The sequence below is a fragment of the Exiguobacterium sp. USCH10 genome, from assembly GCF_037619445.1.
GTDB lineage: Bacteria > Bacillota > Bacilli > Exiguobacteriales > Exiguobacteriaceae > Exiguobacterium > Exiguobacterium aestuarii_A.
Genome location: NZ_JAQPZO010000003.1, coordinates 180,159 through 194,605, shown reverse-complemented (window position 1 = coordinate 194,605; position 14,447 = coordinate 180,159). Strand labels below are relative to the sequence as shown.

The following is a 14,447-nucleotide window of genomic DNA, read 5'->3' as shown; positions in this document are numbered from 1 at the left end:
CGGTCAATCGAGCGGGGCTTGGTTGGATGAAAGTCCGGGGACTAGAGAATCAAGAAAAGCGCCGAGTGAGGGCGCTTTTCTTGTGGTATCCTATTGGATGAATGCAACCGATGGAGGGATCATATGCCAAAGCTATATTGGTTGGGGACGTTCCTGAGTGGAATGATTCTTTTGACCACGGGAACGATGGAAGGTCTTTATCGCATATTCCCGATTGGGTTGATGGCCATCGCGGTCATTGGCTATCTCATACAGACTCGATTTGAGCAAAAGAAGCGGCGCCCTTGATGGGATGCCGCTTCTTTTTATAACGATTCGAGTAAACGTGTCATCACGTCATCGATTTCTTCTTGCAGTGCATCGACTTGTCGTTGTAACGCCATCAATTCATCTAAATCATCCAGGTCATTCATCTGATGGATCAATGCCTGGTGTTCTGCCTCTAATCGGGTCAGGTGAGCTTCTTCATCAATCGTAGAAGGAGTAGATTTCGTCTGCTTCACCGATTTCGATGGTTTAACGTGTTCCGTAATAGGTTCATCTTTCGATTCCTGTCCACATTTGTCGAGGGCATAGGCGACGTTGCCTTCAAACCGCGTCATCGTCCCGTCGAGCCAATACGTGATGGGGAACAATTTATTTAAGAAGTAGCGGTCATGGGAAACGGTAACGACCGTTCCGGGGAAACGTTCGAGCGCTTCTTCAAGTGCCTCTCTCGATTCGATATCAAGGTGGTTCGTCGGCTCGTCTAAGACGAGGACATTGATTTCTTCATGGACGAGAATCGCAAGCATGAGGCGCATCTTCTCCCCGCCGCTTAAATTTGAGACAGGTTTAAATACACTCGGACCATAGAACAAAAACTGAGCAAGGAGATGTCTCGCTTTTCCTTCATCGACCGCGATTCGGTCTCGGAACGCTTCAATCAACCGATGCGACTCATCGAAGATGATGTGTTGTGATAGATAACCGATTTTGGCTTGGTCAGCTCGCTTTACGGTTCCGGCTTGCGGCACGACTTGACCGAGCAATATCTTCAACAGCGAAGACTTCCCGCTCCCGTTCGGTCCGACGATGGCGACGCGTTCTCCATGCCCCGTGTAAAAATGCACGTCTTCAAATAGAGGGCGACCATAGACGAGTGTCACGTCACTTACTTCGAAGACGTCACGTCCCGTTCGTCCGTTCGTTGTGAAGTGGATGTTCGGTTGGTCGGCTTCGAGTTGTGGTTTCTTGATCCGCTCGATTCGTTCGAGAGCCTTTTCCATCGATTTGGCGCGACGATAGAACTTTTCATTCGGTGGATTGCCTTCGTTGGCCCATTGCCGTAACTGCCGAATCGTTTCTTTCATCTTTTTAATCTTCTTTTGCTGCTCGGTGTACGCATGGAACTGATCGAGCAATTGTTTTTCTTTTTGGGCAACAAAATCGGTATAGTTTCCGGAATAACTCGTCAATTCACCGTCTTCACACTCGACGATTCGCGTGGCAACTGCATCCAAGAACACTCGGTCGTGGGACACGATCAGGAGCGCTGAATCGTAATCCTGTAAATAGGATTCGAGCCACGTCATCGCTTCTAAATCCAGATGGTTCGTCGGTTCGTCCAAAATGAGTAGCTCTGGCTTTTGAAGAAGTGCCAAGGCGAGACCGATTTTTGTACGTTCCCCGCCGCTCAACGTATTGAACGGTCGGTCCACGAATGAGGTCAGCTTCAACCCGTCAATCATCGCACTGATTTTTGACTCGTAGACGTAGCCGCCCGCATGTTCGAATTGCGCTTGGACCGTCCCGTATGTTTCGAGAAGACGTTCGAGCTGTTCAGTCGTCGCCATCTCTTCCTCGAGGCGAGACATCTTCTCGCGAAGGCGAAGGACTTCCTCGAAGGCGGTCTGAAGGACATCGCGTCCACTGTTTCCGGGATAGTCGGGAAGCTGGACCAAATAGCCGATGGAGAGTCGTTGCCGACGGTAAATCGTTCCGGCGTCATGATCTTCAGAGCCGACGATCATGCGTAACAGTGTCGTTTTACCGCTGCCGTTCCGACCGACGAGCCCGACTCGTTCGCGTTCATTGATCATTAAATTCGCATCTGTGAGAACGGCGTGACCACCGTATTGTTTTTGAATGTGTTGTAAATCGATTAACATAATAGGTTCCTCCTGAGATCAGGGCCTATCAAAAAAACCGAGCGCAAAGAAGCGCTCGGTTTAGAGAGAGAGGCGCTTTGTCGTATATTCAGCAATGTCTAAAAAAGGACAGACGGGTCCCTTGATTAAGCGACATCGTGAAAAATCGCACGCAAAATGTACAAATGTTCAGTTGTCCAATGCGTACGGTCGACAAATTTCACCTTTCTCCCTCCTTTCATTCATCTATGTCTTGATTGTAAGCGTTTTTCTTTAGACTGACAATGAAAATAAAGGAAATAGACATGAGGATGTCGTATATAGTCGCCATTGAGGAGGCGAAAGCATGAGGAAAGAATGGCTAGGAGCACTCAGTTTGACCCTTGCGGCGAGTATATGGGGCGGGATGTATGTGGTCAGTAAGTATGCGCTCGCCTATATTGAACCGTTCACGTTTGTCTGGTTACGATATGCCGTTGCATTTATGGTTCTGTTCGTCGTCTGGTTTCGGTTTGGACGGGAGCAGATCCAGCGGGCAGATTGGAAATGGATTGGGCTCGTCGGTGTCATTGGATACGTTGCTTCGATTTCGTTTCAATTTATCGGAACGAAGCTATCGGATGCGCATACCGGATCTCTCGTGACCGCAGCAACGCCAGCGTTCATGGTCTTATTCGCTCGAATCCTATTGAAGGAGCGATTGACTCCTGTCAAAGTAGGTGCGCTCGGACTAGCGACGGTGGGAGTTCTCATTGTGGTCGGTTGGGAAGGGGAAGGGACGTATCGCTTAGGTAGTTTTATACTCGTATTAGCCGCCGTGACGTGGGCACTCATGTCGATTTACGTGAAAATCGGGACACAGACCTTATCGACGTTGACACTGACGACGTTTGCGATTGGAGTCGCATGGTTGTTGATGACACCTTTGATGAGTATGGAGGTCATGCAAAACGGCTTCCCGGAATTGAATGGTGTCCTTTGGCTCAGTGTCCTGTATATCGGTGTCGTGTCGACGGCAGGGGCGTTCTTCTTTTGGAACAAGGGGCTTGAGTTAATGGATGCGAGTGTCGGGTCACTCTTTTTCTTCTTCCAGCCTTTGGTCGGAGGGACGCTCGGATGGCTCGTCTTGAATGAGACGCTCCATCTGAATTTCTTTATCGGTGCCGGTTGTATCATGACGGCCGTGACGTGGTCGACGCTCGCAGAACGGCGACAACAACTGCCCATGTCAGAACGAAATCTTTGACGACAACACGGTTGCCCTCATGTTTAGAGGGCGACCGCTTTTATTAAAAACCGTGATGCTCGAGCTTGTCTTGTTCGCGTTTCATTTCGAGTTGAAGACGTTGGATAGCGAGCTTCTCTTCTTCAATTTTTAGGCGACGCTCTTCGACACGAGCTTCTCTCGTTTTGATAATCGTATTGGCACCAATCGACGAAACGACGATTACCATGACCATGATGTAGAAAAAGAAATCCATGTGTATCCCTCCTTTACTCGAAACATTTTGTGACAAGCCGCTGTGTCTCAAGCGCAACACGACCGTCTGTTTGAATGGATGTATCATCGATGAGGGCTGAAATGAAGTGATCGATTGCTCCCTGGAACCCTCGCTGTGTGAGTGTCGGGTCCCACGATCCGAACGTCTCCACTTCATGTCGTCCATCGTTGAAGCGATGTAGCGTGACCATCTCGTCGACGGATAGCCGCTCTCCGTCACGGACGATGGAGACGTGCTCATGGTTCGCTCCAGCCGAACGATGCATCGATGTCGTATGCATCCCATGCTCGTCTTGCCATATATGACGGGCGAAGCGAAGTTCTTGCTTGTCATTGACCTCGAGTTGACCTGATACGAGTCGAAGCTCGTTTCCGGCGAGGAAACGTAACGTGTCAACGACATGCAAATAATCATCAAGAAGGGTGAACATCGCATCCTGTGGACCGACATCGTTCTCCCGATGTTTCACCACATCGATCATATGTGAGGGTGATTCTTGTTGAAGACGTCTATACATCGGGGCGAAGCGTCGATTGAACCCGACCATCAATTTGCGGCCGAGTCGCTCGGCTAGTTCGACGAGTTGTTCCGCCTCATCCAATGTTGCGGCGAGGGGCTTATCCACGTAAACGTCGACCCCGCGTTCTAGTAAATACGAAACGACGTCATAATGGGTTTCAGTCGAACTATGTACGAATGCCGCATCGACCGATGAGGCGAGTTCCTCCAATGTGTCGAACGAGGTCATCCGATACGTTTGGCAAATCTTTTCCCGCTTCGATGTGTTCGGAGAAAATGCACCGATTACATCAATGAGGGGGTGGTTCGCAAGGATTGGTAAATACGCTTTTTGGGCGATGTTTCCGAGTCCGACAATCCCGATTTTAGGTTTTTGCATCCCATTCACTCCTTTGGTCCATCATAACAAAAAAACCGGACAGTATATGTGTCCGGTTGAGGTTAAAGGCTGGCACTTAAGACGATTTCGCCTTCTGGTGTCTCGTTGCCACGATTCGGTTCTTTTGTGACGGCGACCGTATCCCAGTCGACGTCGACTTCATCCGAGTCGAGCGTATAGATGACCGTCCCGTTGCCCTTATCGTCTGTGACGAAGGCACCGGTAGGAATTGGGGAACCATCTTTTAACAGCCACACTTGGTACACTTCATTGTCGTCGAGTGAGGCTAAGCCGTTCGTTTGAACAATCAATTGTGTTGTACCATCCTGTTCTGCAAGATAAGCGGTTCCTTCAGACTCACCTTCAAGTGGAATCGATTCGGTCAGTGCGATGCCAGGTGAATCGGGTTGATTGGTAAGCAGATACCCGTTTCCAATCAAAGAGAGCAGGAGCGCTGCTGCGAGCGTAACCATTCCCCAAACAGGTACTTTCCGTTCTCGTTTCTGTTTGAAAGGTGTAACGGGTGGGACAGATTCGGATGTTGCGGGCGATGGGACAGGTTCATTGTCTTCTTCTTCGAATACACGATCGAGGACACGTGCTTTCATGCCTCGGGGTGGTTCAATCGGAGTAGACAAGAACGCGACGCCACCGACGAGTGCTTCGAGTTGCTCGAGCTCTTCTTGACAATCTTTACACGATGCTAAGTGTTGTTCGAATTTTGCTCGTTCATCTTCCGATAGATGTTGGTTGAAATAGTCAATCAATTGGTCGCATGCGTTCATTGTTCTACCTCCTTTCCGATGAATTCATGGGATAACTGTTTCCTCAGTTGCTTCAGCGCCAGTCGAATCCTTCCTTTCACTGTACCAAGCGGGATGCCACATGCATCAGCAATCTTTTGCTGACTGAGCCCTTGGAAGTACATGAGTCGAACGACTTGCTGTTGTTCGGCCGGCAGTGTCGCCATGGCCGTCTCGATTTGAGCGCGTTCTTCTTGCCACTCCACTTCTTTTTCAACAGATGGTGACTCAGAAGGAATGGCTTCAGCATAAGATTCGTCTAGTTGTAAATCAGGTTTCCGCTTGCGGATCAAGTCGATGGCTACGTGACGGCTCATCGTAAAGAGCCACGATCTGAACTTGCCTTTCGAATCATCGTAGACGCCACCGCCACGCCACAACTTGATAAATACTTCTTGCATAGCTTCTTCGGCTAAATCACGATCCTTTGTCAGCTGTAGGACAAAAGCGTATAAAATTCGCTCATACCGATCATACAATATTTCGAGCGCTTCTTTGTCCTTTTGCCGGACACGCTCGTATAATTCTAAGTCAGTCATAACATACTCCTTTGCGCAGAAGGGATGTCCCTTGTATTGATCTAACGTACAAAATAGAAAAATGGATGCCTATTTTGTATGACTATTTATTGAACATGTAGATGATGAGATTGGAAGTTTCGTATAAATGAACAATCGTAATTTCTCTGAGAGCGTATAGGTGATCACACTTAACCCGACCGCTGTCATGAGCATCAAGCCGATGGCGACCAAGGGAGAACTGACCGTTATCCAAAAGAAATACGATCGAATGCCAAGTAGGAAAGCGAGAACGATGATCAACCCCGTCATCAGGCTACTTATTTGGCAATAGATTTGAGCGATACGTTGAATCATAAGATCCCTCCTCCGTTTCATTGTACTATACAGGAAAGGGAAAACGATAAGGAGACGATAGAATGAAACGATTCACAGATGAAGGGCGTATACTTGTTTGTTTTGATTTTGATGAGACCTACTTTCCACATGCGTGTTCTGATGAGCAACTAGCTTCCATCCGTCGGCTCGAGGATTTTTTGGAACGACATTCGTCAAACGTGTCGACGATGTGGGTGACGGGTAGCTCGCTGGCGTCGTTACACGAAAAAGTAAAACGAGCGAATCTTCGCTTTTGGCCTCATCGGATCGCCTCAAGTTTAGGCACAGAATTATATCGAATCGAGACGGACGGAACGTTCGTTGAGGACAAGGTCTATCAAGAACTATTTCCGAGCGATTTTGCATCACGTGTGGAACGCATCGTGTCACAGACTGGACAGATGCGTATTCAATTAAATGAACAGCCGGGGAATGGGATGAGTCCTTGGATTCGAAGTTACTATGCCCGCGACCAAGTCGGTTCATGGAGAGAAACGATTCGGATGCTGACAGATTCAGCCGGCATCGCAGTCAACATCAGTCGATGCAATCCGAACGCAGGTGACCCGGCCGATGCGTTCGATGTTGATTTTTATCCAAAGCATGCGGGGAAAGTATCAAGCTTGGAATATGTAAACGCCACTGCTTCCTTTTCACGAGAAGATACGTACGCTTTTGGCGACAGTGGAAACGACATTGGCATGCTAGCATATGTCGGAAACGGATATTTAGTGAACAACGCGACCGAACAGGCGAAGCGATTGCATTCAAAGGTGACAAAAAACACCTATGCGGAAGGAATTTTAGAAATACTGGAGGCGGATGTTTCTTCGTTCATATGATGCATGATTTGTTCTAACGAACGCATAAGAGTCGCGCGAACGGTTTCTTTATAGGGTTCGAAGTTGAGGCGTTGTTGCCAGACGTGACAAAATAAGTCCGTCAAAGCTGCCTCAGCAGTCGCGGGATGGTTATTTAGATGAAGCGCATATCGATAGAGAAGATTTTCATAGCGGGCATATAAATGTTCTAGGGCTTGTCGATTTTTTAAACGAATTTGATCGATTAGGCGCTCGTCGAGTGTAGGAAGCATATGCAACTCCTTTCGTATAAAATGAAGGTTCAACAGTGAAAAAACAAGGAACTTTACTTAGACAAAGCATCCTTTCTGTTCTTTCACTCATTTGCTCTCATTCAAACCAAGGAATATGAAAAATAGCGGTCGAATATGCAATACCCCTCAACGATTCAAAACGTGTGATAACAATTTGGACACGTCTGCGCATCTCCCGGCGCGCGTTTAAATGACGTTTTGCACTTCGGGCAAGTGACGGTTTCACTCTGTTGATTGAACAGGGTGCCGCGATTGAATAAAATGTTGCGAAGATTTGGTAATGCCAGTGCGGCGAAAATCATCGCGCCGAATAAAAAGGCCGCTAAAACGAGTAATAAAACGTAGGTCATCGTCTTCTTTCCTTTCCTGTTGAATTTCTTCCATCATAATCGAATTTTACATATGCGAACAGCTTATCAATAGAAATGAGAACAAATGTTCTGTATACTTATACTAAATAAAAGGAGGGGAAAACAGGATGAGAGAAGAATTGTTACGATGGATGCGTTCGGGTCTGGTCACAGAAATGGTATATGTGGATCGACATGGAGTGTTTTCGAAGCGGCGGGTCAAATTGATTAAAGTGCAGGGAGAACATGTCGTGGCGTGGGATTTAAATAAACGGGCCAGACGAACATTTCGAATCGAACAAGTTCTTGCCTGTCTTCCCATCAACGAACGATTTAGAAAGCGGAAGGTGGAGATCGGATGATTGCCTTACCGAAATTGGCTGCACCGGCCAAAAGAGCTTTGACGTCAAAAGGAGTCGATTCCTTAGATGACTTATCTCTCTATACGCGTCGTGAAGTAGAGAGTTGGCATGGCGTTGGTCCTAATGCCATCCGCGTCCTGCAAAACGAGTTAACTAAACATCATCTAACATTCAAAAGAGAGGAACCTAGTACGTGAATGAAACGTCTAGGTTTTTTTCGTGAAGTGATTGCTTTTCATTGAAAACGGGAAGTAATATATTTGTCATCTCAATTGCCGTTAAAATCTAGTAACATGACGATAAGGTTTATACACCTAGCGACACCCATGAGAAAGGACGTACACAGCATGAGAACGAAACGTTTATCCGCCATTTTACAAAATGAGATGGATGACATAAAGCTTGATCCATGGGTGACCGGAGTCGAAACGGATTCCAGAAAGGTCAGTTCAGGGAATGTCTTTATTTGCATTCGTGGCTATACGGTTGACGGGCACAAGTTTGCCGAAGACGCCGTGGCGAATGGTGCGAGTGCGGTCATCTCAGAATATCCACTCGATCTCGATGTACCGAATGTGGTTGTTGCCGATACGAAGCAGACAGCAGGAGCGGTTGCGAGCGCTTTTTATAATCATCCGTCTCATCGGATGCGTATATATGGTGTGACGGGAACGAATGGAAAAACAACGACAGCGACGTTGACCTATGATTTATTGCGTCTCTCTGGACTTCGTGCAGGGATTGTCAGTACGATTGGCGCTCGTTTCCACAATCAAACGATTGAGACGGCCAATACAACGCCTGAAGCCGTCGTCTTACATCGCATTTTAGCGGATATGGTTGATGCAGGTGTCACAGACTGTGTACTAGAAGTGTCATCGCATGCATTGATGGAGGGACGTGTGGCCGGAATCCACTTTCACGCGGCCGCATTTACGAATTTGACGCATGATCATCTGGATTATCATCGTTCAATGGATGAATATGCTCGTGCAAAAGCACGATTATTTGAACAGGTAGAAGTGACGAATGGAGACGCGATCGTGTTGAACGCGGAAGACAAGGCGAGCCGAGTCATGTCCGAATTTGCACCGACACGCCAAACCATCATGTATAGTACATCAGAGCAAATAGAGGCCGATATTCAAGTCATCTGGCGTGAGGATACGGTTCTTGTTCATATGAAAGAATTTAAGCTAGAAGTTCCCGTCCGGTTTATGGGCGCATTCAATGCCTCGAATTTGGCGGCGGCAATCGGACTTGTCTCCACTTCTGATATGGCACTTCGGACGATTGTCTCGAACGTACCAGGTCTTACGTTGCCAAAAGGACGTCTTGAGCGCCTCGATACAGAAGATGCCGAAATTTATATTGATTATGCACACACTCCAGACGGTCTAGAGAAATGCCTATCCACGTTACAACAAGACGACCAATCGCTCGTCGTCGTCTTAAGTGCGGCAGGAGACCGCGATCCGACGAAACGTCAAGACATGGGTCGCATCGCGAGTCAATATTCAAACGAGGTGATTGTTACTGTACATGACGTGCGTATGGAAGACCCGAAACAAATCATTGGCGATTTAGTCAAAGGGATCCAGCCGAACGTGAAGTACGTGACATTTGAAGCGAGAGAAGATGCGCTTCGCCATGCGGCGATGCAGGCGTTAAAAGGGAAACGAGTCGTGGTCGTCGGCAAAGGACACGATCACATCGAGCGGATTGGTCGACATTCGATTCCGTTCAATGAATCAGATATTCTATTGGAAGAATTGAAAAAACAAAAAGGGCAGGAACCTGCCGTTTAACAAAACGATGACGTTTGTCATCGTTTTTTAATGTGTGAAAAATGACGAGGAAGGTAATACATAATAGTGTAGTAGAATTGAAGGAGGAGAATAGACATGTCAGTTTTGTACAAAGAATTTACAAATGATGAAGAAGTCGTAACCGCCGTTCAATCGATGAAATCAAATGGGATAGATGAATCCAACATCTACGTCATCACACATGACGATGACAGAAGTAAACGTGTTGCGGACAACGCGGATGCGAACACCGTTTCTGCAAGTGACGTCGGCTTGGGGACAGCCGCTAAAAACATGTTCCGCAAAAAAGGGGACGAACTTCGTGCTGAGTTCCAGGAACTCGGCTTCACGAAAGAAGAGTCGGAACGTTTAGAAGAAAAACTAGACAAAGGAAAAGTGCTCGTCGTTGTGAAAGACGCGCCGGCTGGCTTTACCATCTAATTCCACACCATGGAGAATAGAGAGAAAAGAGGCTGAATCGCGAGCGATTCAGCCTTTTTTGATGTGCTTAGCGAAGACGGACAACCGTGCGACCACTCAACTCGCCGCGCATCATGGCTTCGGCGTGACGTGGGACGTCGTGTAACGGAATCTCATGAATCATGTCGTTCAACACTTTTGGATCAATGAGTTCCTCAAGGCGTTCCCATGCGTTCGTCCGGCGTGCCATCGGCTGCATAACCGAGTCGATTCCAATCAGTTTCACTCCACGAAGGATGAACGGATAGACACTCGTAGGCAAGTCGGCGCCACCGACGAGACCGCATGCGGCGACAGCACCTTCATATCGGGTTTGGCTCAAAATGTTGGCGAGGGTATTCCCACCGACCGAATCGATGGCGGCATCGAAACGTTGTTTAGCCAGTGGACGAGGAGGCCCTTCTAATTCGCTTCGATCAATGATTGTCTCGACACCGAGTGAGCGTAAGTATGGTGAATCCGTTTTACCAGTCGAGGCGACGACATGATAGCCAAGACGACGAAGTAACGTAATGGCGAAACTTCCGACGCCACCCGTCGCGCCCGTGACAAGCACCTCTTCCCCAGGACGAACGCCAGCATGTTCAAGAGCATCAATGGAAAGCATGGCTGTGAGGCCAGGCGTCCCGATTGCGATGGCATCTCGCATGCTCATCCCTTTCGGTAATTTGACGAGCCAGTTACCGGGTACTTGCGCGTATTGACTGAAACCGCCGAAATGACGTTCCCCGATCCCGAAACCGGTTGCGATGACTTCGTCTCCAACTTTGATATCGAGATGATCCGATTCGACTACTTTCCCGACAAATTCACATCCTGGAATAAATGGATAATGGCTTACGATTTTGCCTGATGTCGTTAATCCGAGTGCGTCTTTATAATTCAACGCGGAGTAGTGGACTTCCACTAACACATTTCCGTCTTCTTTCGGAAGGACGTCAGATTTCACTTCTTTTACTTCGGCATGAAGGTGTTCATCGTGCTGGTCGAGCACGAGTGCTTGGAATGACTCGTTCATGTGCATAACCTCTTTTCCTATGGATGTCTTCACTCTAACAGTGTTTCCCGTGACAAATAAAATATATGCACGAATCTTTAGGGGGAATCAGATCGAGAGTGGTATAATAAAGAGGATTCAAATTGCGTAAGGAGGAATGTAGTATGCGGCACGATGACTATGAGTTTGACGATGTAGAAGTAGAAGAAGGCGAATTGTTCAACGTATACGATATTCTCCCACCAGACGGCACGATCCTCGAGATGGCGACCGCTGAAGAAATGGTCCGAGCGGCCGAATTAGAAGCGAAGCACCATGCGCTTCAACGGCTCCAAGACTCAAACTTCCAGCTATCAGGTGTTTCGTTCAAAGAGCTCCTGACAGAATTTGAACGGTTTGAGCAAGAGTCGATGGAGTTCTGGACAGGGGTTCATAACCGATTACGCATTCCTTGGGCGTGGACGATTCGCATCGATGTGGCCAATGGTCCAATCCACGTTGTGAACGATCGCGATATTTTTATCGACGAAGAAGACTTTGAAGAATATGATGTCGACGATTTATTAGATGAATACGAAGAAGACTGAATCAAAAACGTCTTTCCCTCATTCAGATGGGAAAGACGTTTTTTTGTCATGAAGCAAGTCGCTGCGGACGCGGGCAAGCTCGGTCGACCCGAAAAAGAGACCGACACTACACAATAGTGCAACACCACTGACCATTGCCCCGACGACAGCGGTATCTCCAATCATCGTGAACGACATCGTCAAACTAAATAATCCAAATAACAGTAATCCTCCGGCAATCGTCTTCATCATGATCCACCCTTTCACATGTCTATGAAAGTAGTGTAGACGGTTTATCGATAAGAGGGTGACTTTATTTTTGACCAGGTAAATTATTTGATTAAGTCGTAAATCGAGTACGTCTTGCCGTTTTCAAGAGGGCGGTCAATCAATTGTTCGACGAACACGCGCGCGACCGTCTCCGGAGAGCGGAGTCGTCCCTCTGTTTCGTATGAACGGAATTGTTCGAGGTCTGCAAACGCCTCTTCCGAAGAAGAGCGAATCTCCGCCTGCATCGATGTATCCATCACGCCAGGATTGAAGAGTGCCGCCCGATGCGGGGTACCTTCGAGCTCGAGTGCTAGCGTTTCCGTGAAATGGTCGAGTCCTGCTTTCGTGCCGCAATACGCACTCCAACCTGAAATCGGACGTTTGGCCGCGCCAGACGTCACATGAATCAAATCGGTCGGCTTGTTGAAAGCGAGGACCGCGTTTGCCAATAGCATCGGTGCGAGTAGGTTGGCATGGACATGAGCCGTCACTTTCTTCCCATCCAACTGTCCGACACGATGAATCGGTTCAATCCATGCGGCATTTTGAACGAGGAGAATCGAATCGGCATTCTCTAGAAGCGGAGTAATGTCTTGAATGACCGTTTCGATTCCTGAGACGTCTGAGAGGTCGACGGGTAGTTGTTCATGTGTGACGTCTTCGGCCTGTGAACGTGAGAGACCGATCACGTCATAACCTCGAGCTTGGAGCTCTTGGGCAATGGCACGGCCGAGACCGCGTGATGCCCCGGTGACGAGTGCAAGTTTCATATATATTCCTCCTATTCGTGAATCGTTTTCCGAAAGCCGTAAAACGGACGGAATCGCAGTTTTTCGTAATATGTGTGCGAGGCTTGGCTCGCTAGCATCTCAAGACGCGTGTCAGGATAGAGCGCATGGACATGTTGAAGAAGTTGTTCACCAAGACCTCGTTTTCGATAGGCGGAAGCGACTAACAACTCACAAACATACAAGCTGACTGTCGTATCGGTCAGTCCCCGTAAGTAGGCGACAATCTCTCCATTATCAGACTCCATGACATACGTGACGTTCGATTGACGCCACGCTTCACGGGTCAGCTCTCCCTGTTCGACGAGTTGAGTCCAACCTTCCTCACGATTGAGCTGCTGGATGTGTTCAAAATCTGACGCGACATATGCACGGATTTTCATTCGATTCGCTCTCCCATCTGTGCTTCGATTTGCTTCATCACATCAAACGCGCCGTCTGATTGATTCGAACAAACGACCGAAATGACCTGAGTTTCTGGGTAATACCCGGAATGAAAGCTGACGCCTGGGTCATATCCCATCACATGGTACTTATAAATGTCTCCTGACGAATGATGCTGAATCCAAACCCCGTATCCATAACTGCCACCTCGGTCATTGACCGTCACGTGTGGTGTGAGAAGGAGCGACGTGGAAGCGGCGTCAAGAAGTCGATGTGAAAACAATGCCTCCCAAAAACGAGTCATATCTTGAACGGTCACATACGCGCCACCATCTGCTCCTCCTTTGATCGGAATCGCATATTGATTCGTACGCCATGAACCGTCCGAATGATCGATATAGCCGAGCGCCGTCTTGGCGGGTAAGGCATCGAGTGAGAAATATCCGGAATCGTTCATGTTAGCAGGTTGAAAAATCGACTGTTCGACGTAATCGGTGAAAGATTGCCCGGTCACTTCCTCGACAATCAACCCTAACAGAATATACCCGGCATTATTGTAGGAGAATCGAGAACCTGGTTCATCCTTCATCGTTTTTTGTTGAAATAGCGGTAAAAAATCACGGACTTGTTGAAGTCGATACATCGGAACATCACGCCACAACCCTTCGAAGTCGTCAGAGACGGACTCATCAAAATAGTCAGGGATCCCCGACGTATGCGTTAATAGCTGATGGATTGTAACTTTTGAGGATATGTAAGGTAGGTCGAATGTCTGAATCGAATCAAGTGAAGTCGAAAAAGAGAGTCGATCTTGTTCGACTAACTGACAAATGGCGATTGCTGTGAACAGTTTGCAGCCGGAAGCGATTCCAAATCTCGTTTTGACTTCGTGTTGAATCTGTTCCGAGCGATTAGCATAGCCAAGGGGTTGATGAATGGACGTATCCGGGTTGGTGACGGAATAGACACCAGAGAATGTTTCGTCCAATGTGAGATGCGTGATGTTTTGCAAAAGAACCTCCAATTGTTGCGTCATCAAGTATTTCGACTATATCACGTCTAAATGGACTATACATAAATTTACTCAATATTCAAAAAAA

General features: G+C 47.8%; 20 protein-coding genes. 8 read left to right on the top strand and 12 right to left on the bottom strand.

The window, feature by feature from the left end; all coding sequences use genetic code 11:
• Nucleotides 1-123 precede the first annotated feature (123 nt).
• Nucleotides 124-288: a hypothetical protein gene (locus PQI28_RS08180; RefSeq protein ID WP_224862571.1), complete on the top strand. Its 165-nt coding sequence runs from the start codon at nt 124-126 to the stop codon at nt 286-288.
• Between the two features lie 17 nt (nt 289-305).
• On the opposite strand, the gene abc-f is transcribed toward PQI28_RS08180, so the two are convergent.
• Nucleotides 306-2,150: a ribosomal protection-like ABC-F family protein gene (gene abc-f / locus PQI28_RS08175; RefSeq protein ID WP_339962951.1), complete on the bottom strand. Its 1,845-nt coding sequence runs from the start codon at nt 2,148-2,150 to the stop codon at nt 306-308.
• Nucleotides 2,151-2,475: 325 nt separating this feature from the next.
• Between abc-f and PQI28_RS08170 the strand changes: the two genes are divergently transcribed.
• The gene (locus PQI28_RS08170) at nt 2,476-3,375 is read left to right on the top strand and encodes a DMT family transporter (RefSeq protein ID WP_339962950.1); all 900 of its coding nucleotides are present in this window, start codon (nt 2,476-2,478) and stop codon (nt 3,373-3,375) included.
• 43 nt (nt 3,376-3,418) lie between these two features.
• On the opposite strand, the gene PQI28_RS08165 is transcribed toward PQI28_RS08170, so the two are convergent.
• From PQI28_RS08165 to PQI28_RS08145, 5 genes are all read right to left on the bottom strand, one after another.
• Nucleotides 3,419-3,610, bottom strand: a complete 192-nt coding sequence (locus PQI28_RS08165) for a hypothetical protein (RefSeq protein ID WP_214785056.1) — start codon at nt 3,608-3,610, stop codon at nt 3,419-3,421.
• Nucleotides 3,611-3,623: 13 nt separating this feature from the next.
• Nucleotides 3,624-4,529 carry a Gfo/Idh/MocA family protein gene (locus PQI28_RS08160; protein ID WP_339962949.1) on the bottom strand — a complete coding sequence of 302 codons (906 nt, stop codon included), beginning with the start codon at nt 4,527-4,529 and terminating at the stop codon, nt 3,624-3,626.
• Between the two features lie 62 nt (nt 4,530-4,591).
• Nucleotides 4,592-5,314, bottom strand: coding sequence for an anti-sigma factor (locus PQI28_RS08155; RefSeq protein ID WP_339962948.1), 723 nt, complete (start codon nt 5,312-5,314; stop codon nt 4,592-4,594).
• Complete coding sequence (locus PQI28_RS08150; protein ID WP_214744848.1) at nt 5,311-5,871, bottom strand: RNA polymerase sigma factor; 561 nt, start codon at nt 5,869-5,871, stop codon at nt 5,311-5,313. The genes PQI28_RS08155 and PQI28_RS08150 overlap by 4 nt, the downstream gene beginning before the upstream one ends.
• Before the next feature lie 69 nt (nt 5,872-5,940).
• Nucleotides 5,941-6,207 carry a hypothetical protein gene (locus PQI28_RS08145; RefSeq protein WP_339962947.1) on the bottom strand — a complete coding sequence of 89 codons (267 nt, stop codon included), beginning with the start codon at nt 6,205-6,207 and terminating at the stop codon, nt 5,941-5,943.
• Nucleotides 6,208-6,269: 62 nt separating this feature from the next.
• Here PQI28_RS08145 and PQI28_RS08140 point away from each other — a divergent pair, with 62 nt between their 5' ends.
• Nucleotides 6,270-7,070, top strand: a complete 801-nt coding sequence (locus PQI28_RS08140; protein WP_214785048.1) for an HAD-IIB family hydrolase — start codon at nt 6,270-6,272, stop codon at nt 7,068-7,070.
• A 406-nt stretch (nt 7,071-7,476) separates the two neighbouring features.
• Here the strand turns inward: PQI28_RS08140 and PQI28_RS08135 are convergent, their stop codons facing one another.
• On the bottom strand, nt 7,477-7,692 hold the full coding sequence (locus PQI28_RS08135; protein ID WP_214694872.1) for a zinc-ribbon domain-containing protein: 216 nt from the start codon (nt 7,690-7,692) through the stop codon (nt 7,477-7,479).
• A gap of 128 nt (nt 7,693-7,820) precedes the next feature.
• Between PQI28_RS08135 and PQI28_RS08130 the strand changes: the two genes are divergently transcribed.
• The 4 genes from PQI28_RS08130 (at nt 7,821) to PQI28_RS08115 (ending at nt 10,303) form a co-directional block, all read left to right on the top strand.
• Complete coding sequence (locus PQI28_RS08130; protein WP_214744842.1) at nt 7,821-8,054, top strand: hypothetical protein; 234 nt, start codon at nt 7,821-7,823, stop codon at nt 8,052-8,054.
• Nucleotides 8,051-8,251, top strand: coding sequence for a hypothetical protein (locus PQI28_RS08125; protein ID WP_214785044.1), 201 nt, complete (start codon nt 8,051-8,053; stop codon nt 8,249-8,251). Before PQI28_RS08130 ends, PQI28_RS08125 begins: the two co-directional genes overlap by 4 nt.
• Nucleotides 8,252-8,401: 150 nt before the next feature.
• Nucleotides 8,402-9,862, top strand: a complete 1,461-nt coding sequence (locus tag PQI28_RS08120) for a UDP-N-acetylmuramoyl-L-alanyl-D-glutamate--2,6-diaminopimelate ligase (protein ID WP_214785042.1) — start codon at nt 8,402-8,404, stop codon at nt 9,860-9,862.
• Between the two features lie 96 nt (nt 9,863-9,958).
• The gene (locus PQI28_RS08115; protein WP_074035567.1) at nt 9,959-10,303 is read left to right on the top strand and encodes a general stress protein; all 345 of its coding nucleotides are present in this window, start codon (nt 9,959-9,961) and stop codon (nt 10,301-10,303) included.
• A 67-nt stretch (nt 10,304-10,370) separates the two neighbouring features.
• Here PQI28_RS08115 and PQI28_RS08110 read toward each other — a convergent pair whose 3' ends face one another.
• Nucleotides 10,371-11,360, bottom strand: coding sequence for an MDR family oxidoreductase (locus PQI28_RS08110; protein WP_339962946.1), 990 nt, complete (start codon nt 11,358-11,360; stop codon nt 10,371-10,373).
• A gap of 143 nt (nt 11,361-11,503) precedes the next feature.
• Here PQI28_RS08110 and PQI28_RS08105 point away from each other — a divergent pair, with 143 nt between their 5' ends.
• On the top strand, nt 11,504-11,926 hold the full coding sequence (locus tag PQI28_RS08105; RefSeq protein WP_214744833.1) for a hypothetical protein: 423 nt from the start codon (nt 11,504-11,506) through the stop codon (nt 11,924-11,926).
• An 18-nt stretch (nt 11,927-11,944) separates the two neighbouring features.
• On the opposite strand, the gene PQI28_RS08100 is transcribed toward PQI28_RS08105, so the two are convergent.
• The 4 genes from PQI28_RS08100 to PQI28_RS08085 form a co-directional block, all read right to left on the bottom strand.
• Complete coding sequence (locus PQI28_RS08100; RefSeq protein ID WP_214744831.1) at nt 11,945-12,154, bottom strand: hypothetical protein; 210 nt, start codon at nt 12,152-12,154, stop codon at nt 11,945-11,947.
• A gap of 83 nt (nt 12,155-12,237) precedes the next feature.
• Nucleotides 12,238-12,945, bottom strand: a complete 708-nt coding sequence (locus PQI28_RS08095) for an SDR family NAD(P)-dependent oxidoreductase (protein ID WP_214785038.1) — start codon at nt 12,943-12,945, stop codon at nt 12,238-12,240.
• 11 nt (nt 12,946-12,956) lie between these two features.
• The gene (locus PQI28_RS08090; RefSeq protein WP_214785036.1) at nt 12,957-13,346 is read right to left on the bottom strand and encodes a GNAT family N-acetyltransferase; all 390 of its coding nucleotides are present in this window, start codon (nt 13,344-13,346) and stop codon (nt 12,957-12,959) included.
• A complete protein-coding gene (locus tag PQI28_RS08085; RefSeq protein WP_445236755.1) occupies nt 13,343-14,383 on the bottom strand; it encodes a serine hydrolase domain-containing protein in 1,041 nt (346 codons plus the stop codon). Before PQI28_RS08085 ends, PQI28_RS08090 begins: the two co-directional genes overlap by 4 nt.
• Between the last annotated feature and the right edge of the window lie 64 nt (nt 14,384-14,447).

Excerpts from the sequence above, each read along its gene's own strand:
- PQI28_RS08180 (WP_224862571.1), top strand. The coding sequence starts at position 124 with ATGCCAAAGCTATATTGGTTGGGGACGTTCCTGAGTGGAATGATTCTT.
- PQI28_RS08105 (WP_214744833.1), top strand. The coding sequence starts at position 11,504 with ATGCGGCACGATGACTATGAGTTTGACGATGTAGAAGTAGAAGAAGGC.
- PQI28_RS08140 (WP_214785048.1), top strand. The coding sequence starts at position 6,270 with ATGAAACGATTCACAGATGAAGGGCGTATACTTGTTTGTTTTGATTTT.
- PQI28_RS08165 (WP_214785056.1), bottom strand. The coding sequence starts at position 3,610 with ATGGATTTCTTTTTCTACATCATGGTCATGGTAATCGTCGTTTCGTCG.
- abc-f (WP_339962951.1), bottom strand. The coding sequence starts at position 2,150 with ATGTTAATCGATTTACAACACATTCAAAAACAATACGGTGGTCACGCC.
- PQI28_RS08085 (WP_445236755.1), bottom strand. The coding sequence starts at position 14,383 with ATGACGCAACAATTGGAGGTTCTTTTGCAAAACATCACGCATCTCACA.
- PQI28_RS08100 (WP_214744831.1), bottom strand. The coding sequence starts at position 12,154 with ATGAAGACGATTGCCGGAGGATTACTGTTATTTGGATTATTTAGTTTG.
- PQI28_RS08145 (WP_339962947.1), bottom strand. The coding sequence starts at position 6,207 with ATGATTCAACGTATCGCTCAAATCTATTGCCAAATAAGTAGCCTGATG.
- PQI28_RS08130 (WP_214744842.1), top strand. The coding sequence starts at position 7,821 with ATGAGAGAAGAATTGTTACGATGGATGCGTTCGGGTCTGGTCACAGAA.
- PQI28_RS08090 (WP_214785036.1), bottom strand. The coding sequence starts at position 13,346 with ATGAAAATCCGTGCATATGTCGCGTCAGATTTTGAACACATCCAGCAG.
- PQI28_RS08135 (WP_214694872.1), bottom strand. The coding sequence starts at position 7,692 with ATGACCTACGTTTTATTACTCGTTTTAGCGGCCTTTTTATTCGGCGCG.
- PQI28_RS08160 (WP_339962949.1), bottom strand. The coding sequence starts at position 4,529 with ATGCAAAAACCTAAAATCGGGATTGTCGGACTCGGAAACATCGCCCAA.
- PQI28_RS08150 (WP_214744848.1), bottom strand. The coding sequence starts at position 5,871 with ATGACTGACTTAGAATTATACGAGCGTGTCCGGCAAAAGGACAAAGAA.
- PQI28_RS08125 (WP_214785044.1), top strand. The coding sequence starts at position 8,051 with ATGATTGCCTTACCGAAATTGGCTGCACCGGCCAAAAGAGCTTTGACG.
- PQI28_RS08170 (WP_339962950.1), top strand. The coding sequence starts at position 2,476 with ATGAGGAAAGAATGGCTAGGAGCACTCAGTTTGACCCTTGCGGCGAGT.
- PQI28_RS08110 (WP_339962946.1), bottom strand. The coding sequence starts at position 11,360 with ATGAACGAGTCATTCCAAGCACTCGTGCTCGACCAGCACGATGAACAC.
- PQI28_RS08095 (WP_214785038.1), bottom strand. The coding sequence starts at position 12,945 with ATGAAACTTGCACTCGTCACCGGGGCATCACGCGGTCTCGGCCGTGCC.
- PQI28_RS08155 (WP_339962948.1), bottom strand. The coding sequence starts at position 5,314 with ATGAACGCATGCGACCAATTGATTGACTATTTCAACCAACATCTATCG.
- PQI28_RS08120 (WP_214785042.1), top strand. The coding sequence starts at position 8,402 with ATGAGAACGAAACGTTTATCCGCCATTTTACAAAATGAGATGGATGAC.
- PQI28_RS08115 (WP_074035567.1), top strand. The coding sequence starts at position 9,959 with ATGTCAGTTTTGTACAAAGAATTTACAAATGATGAAGAAGTCGTAACC.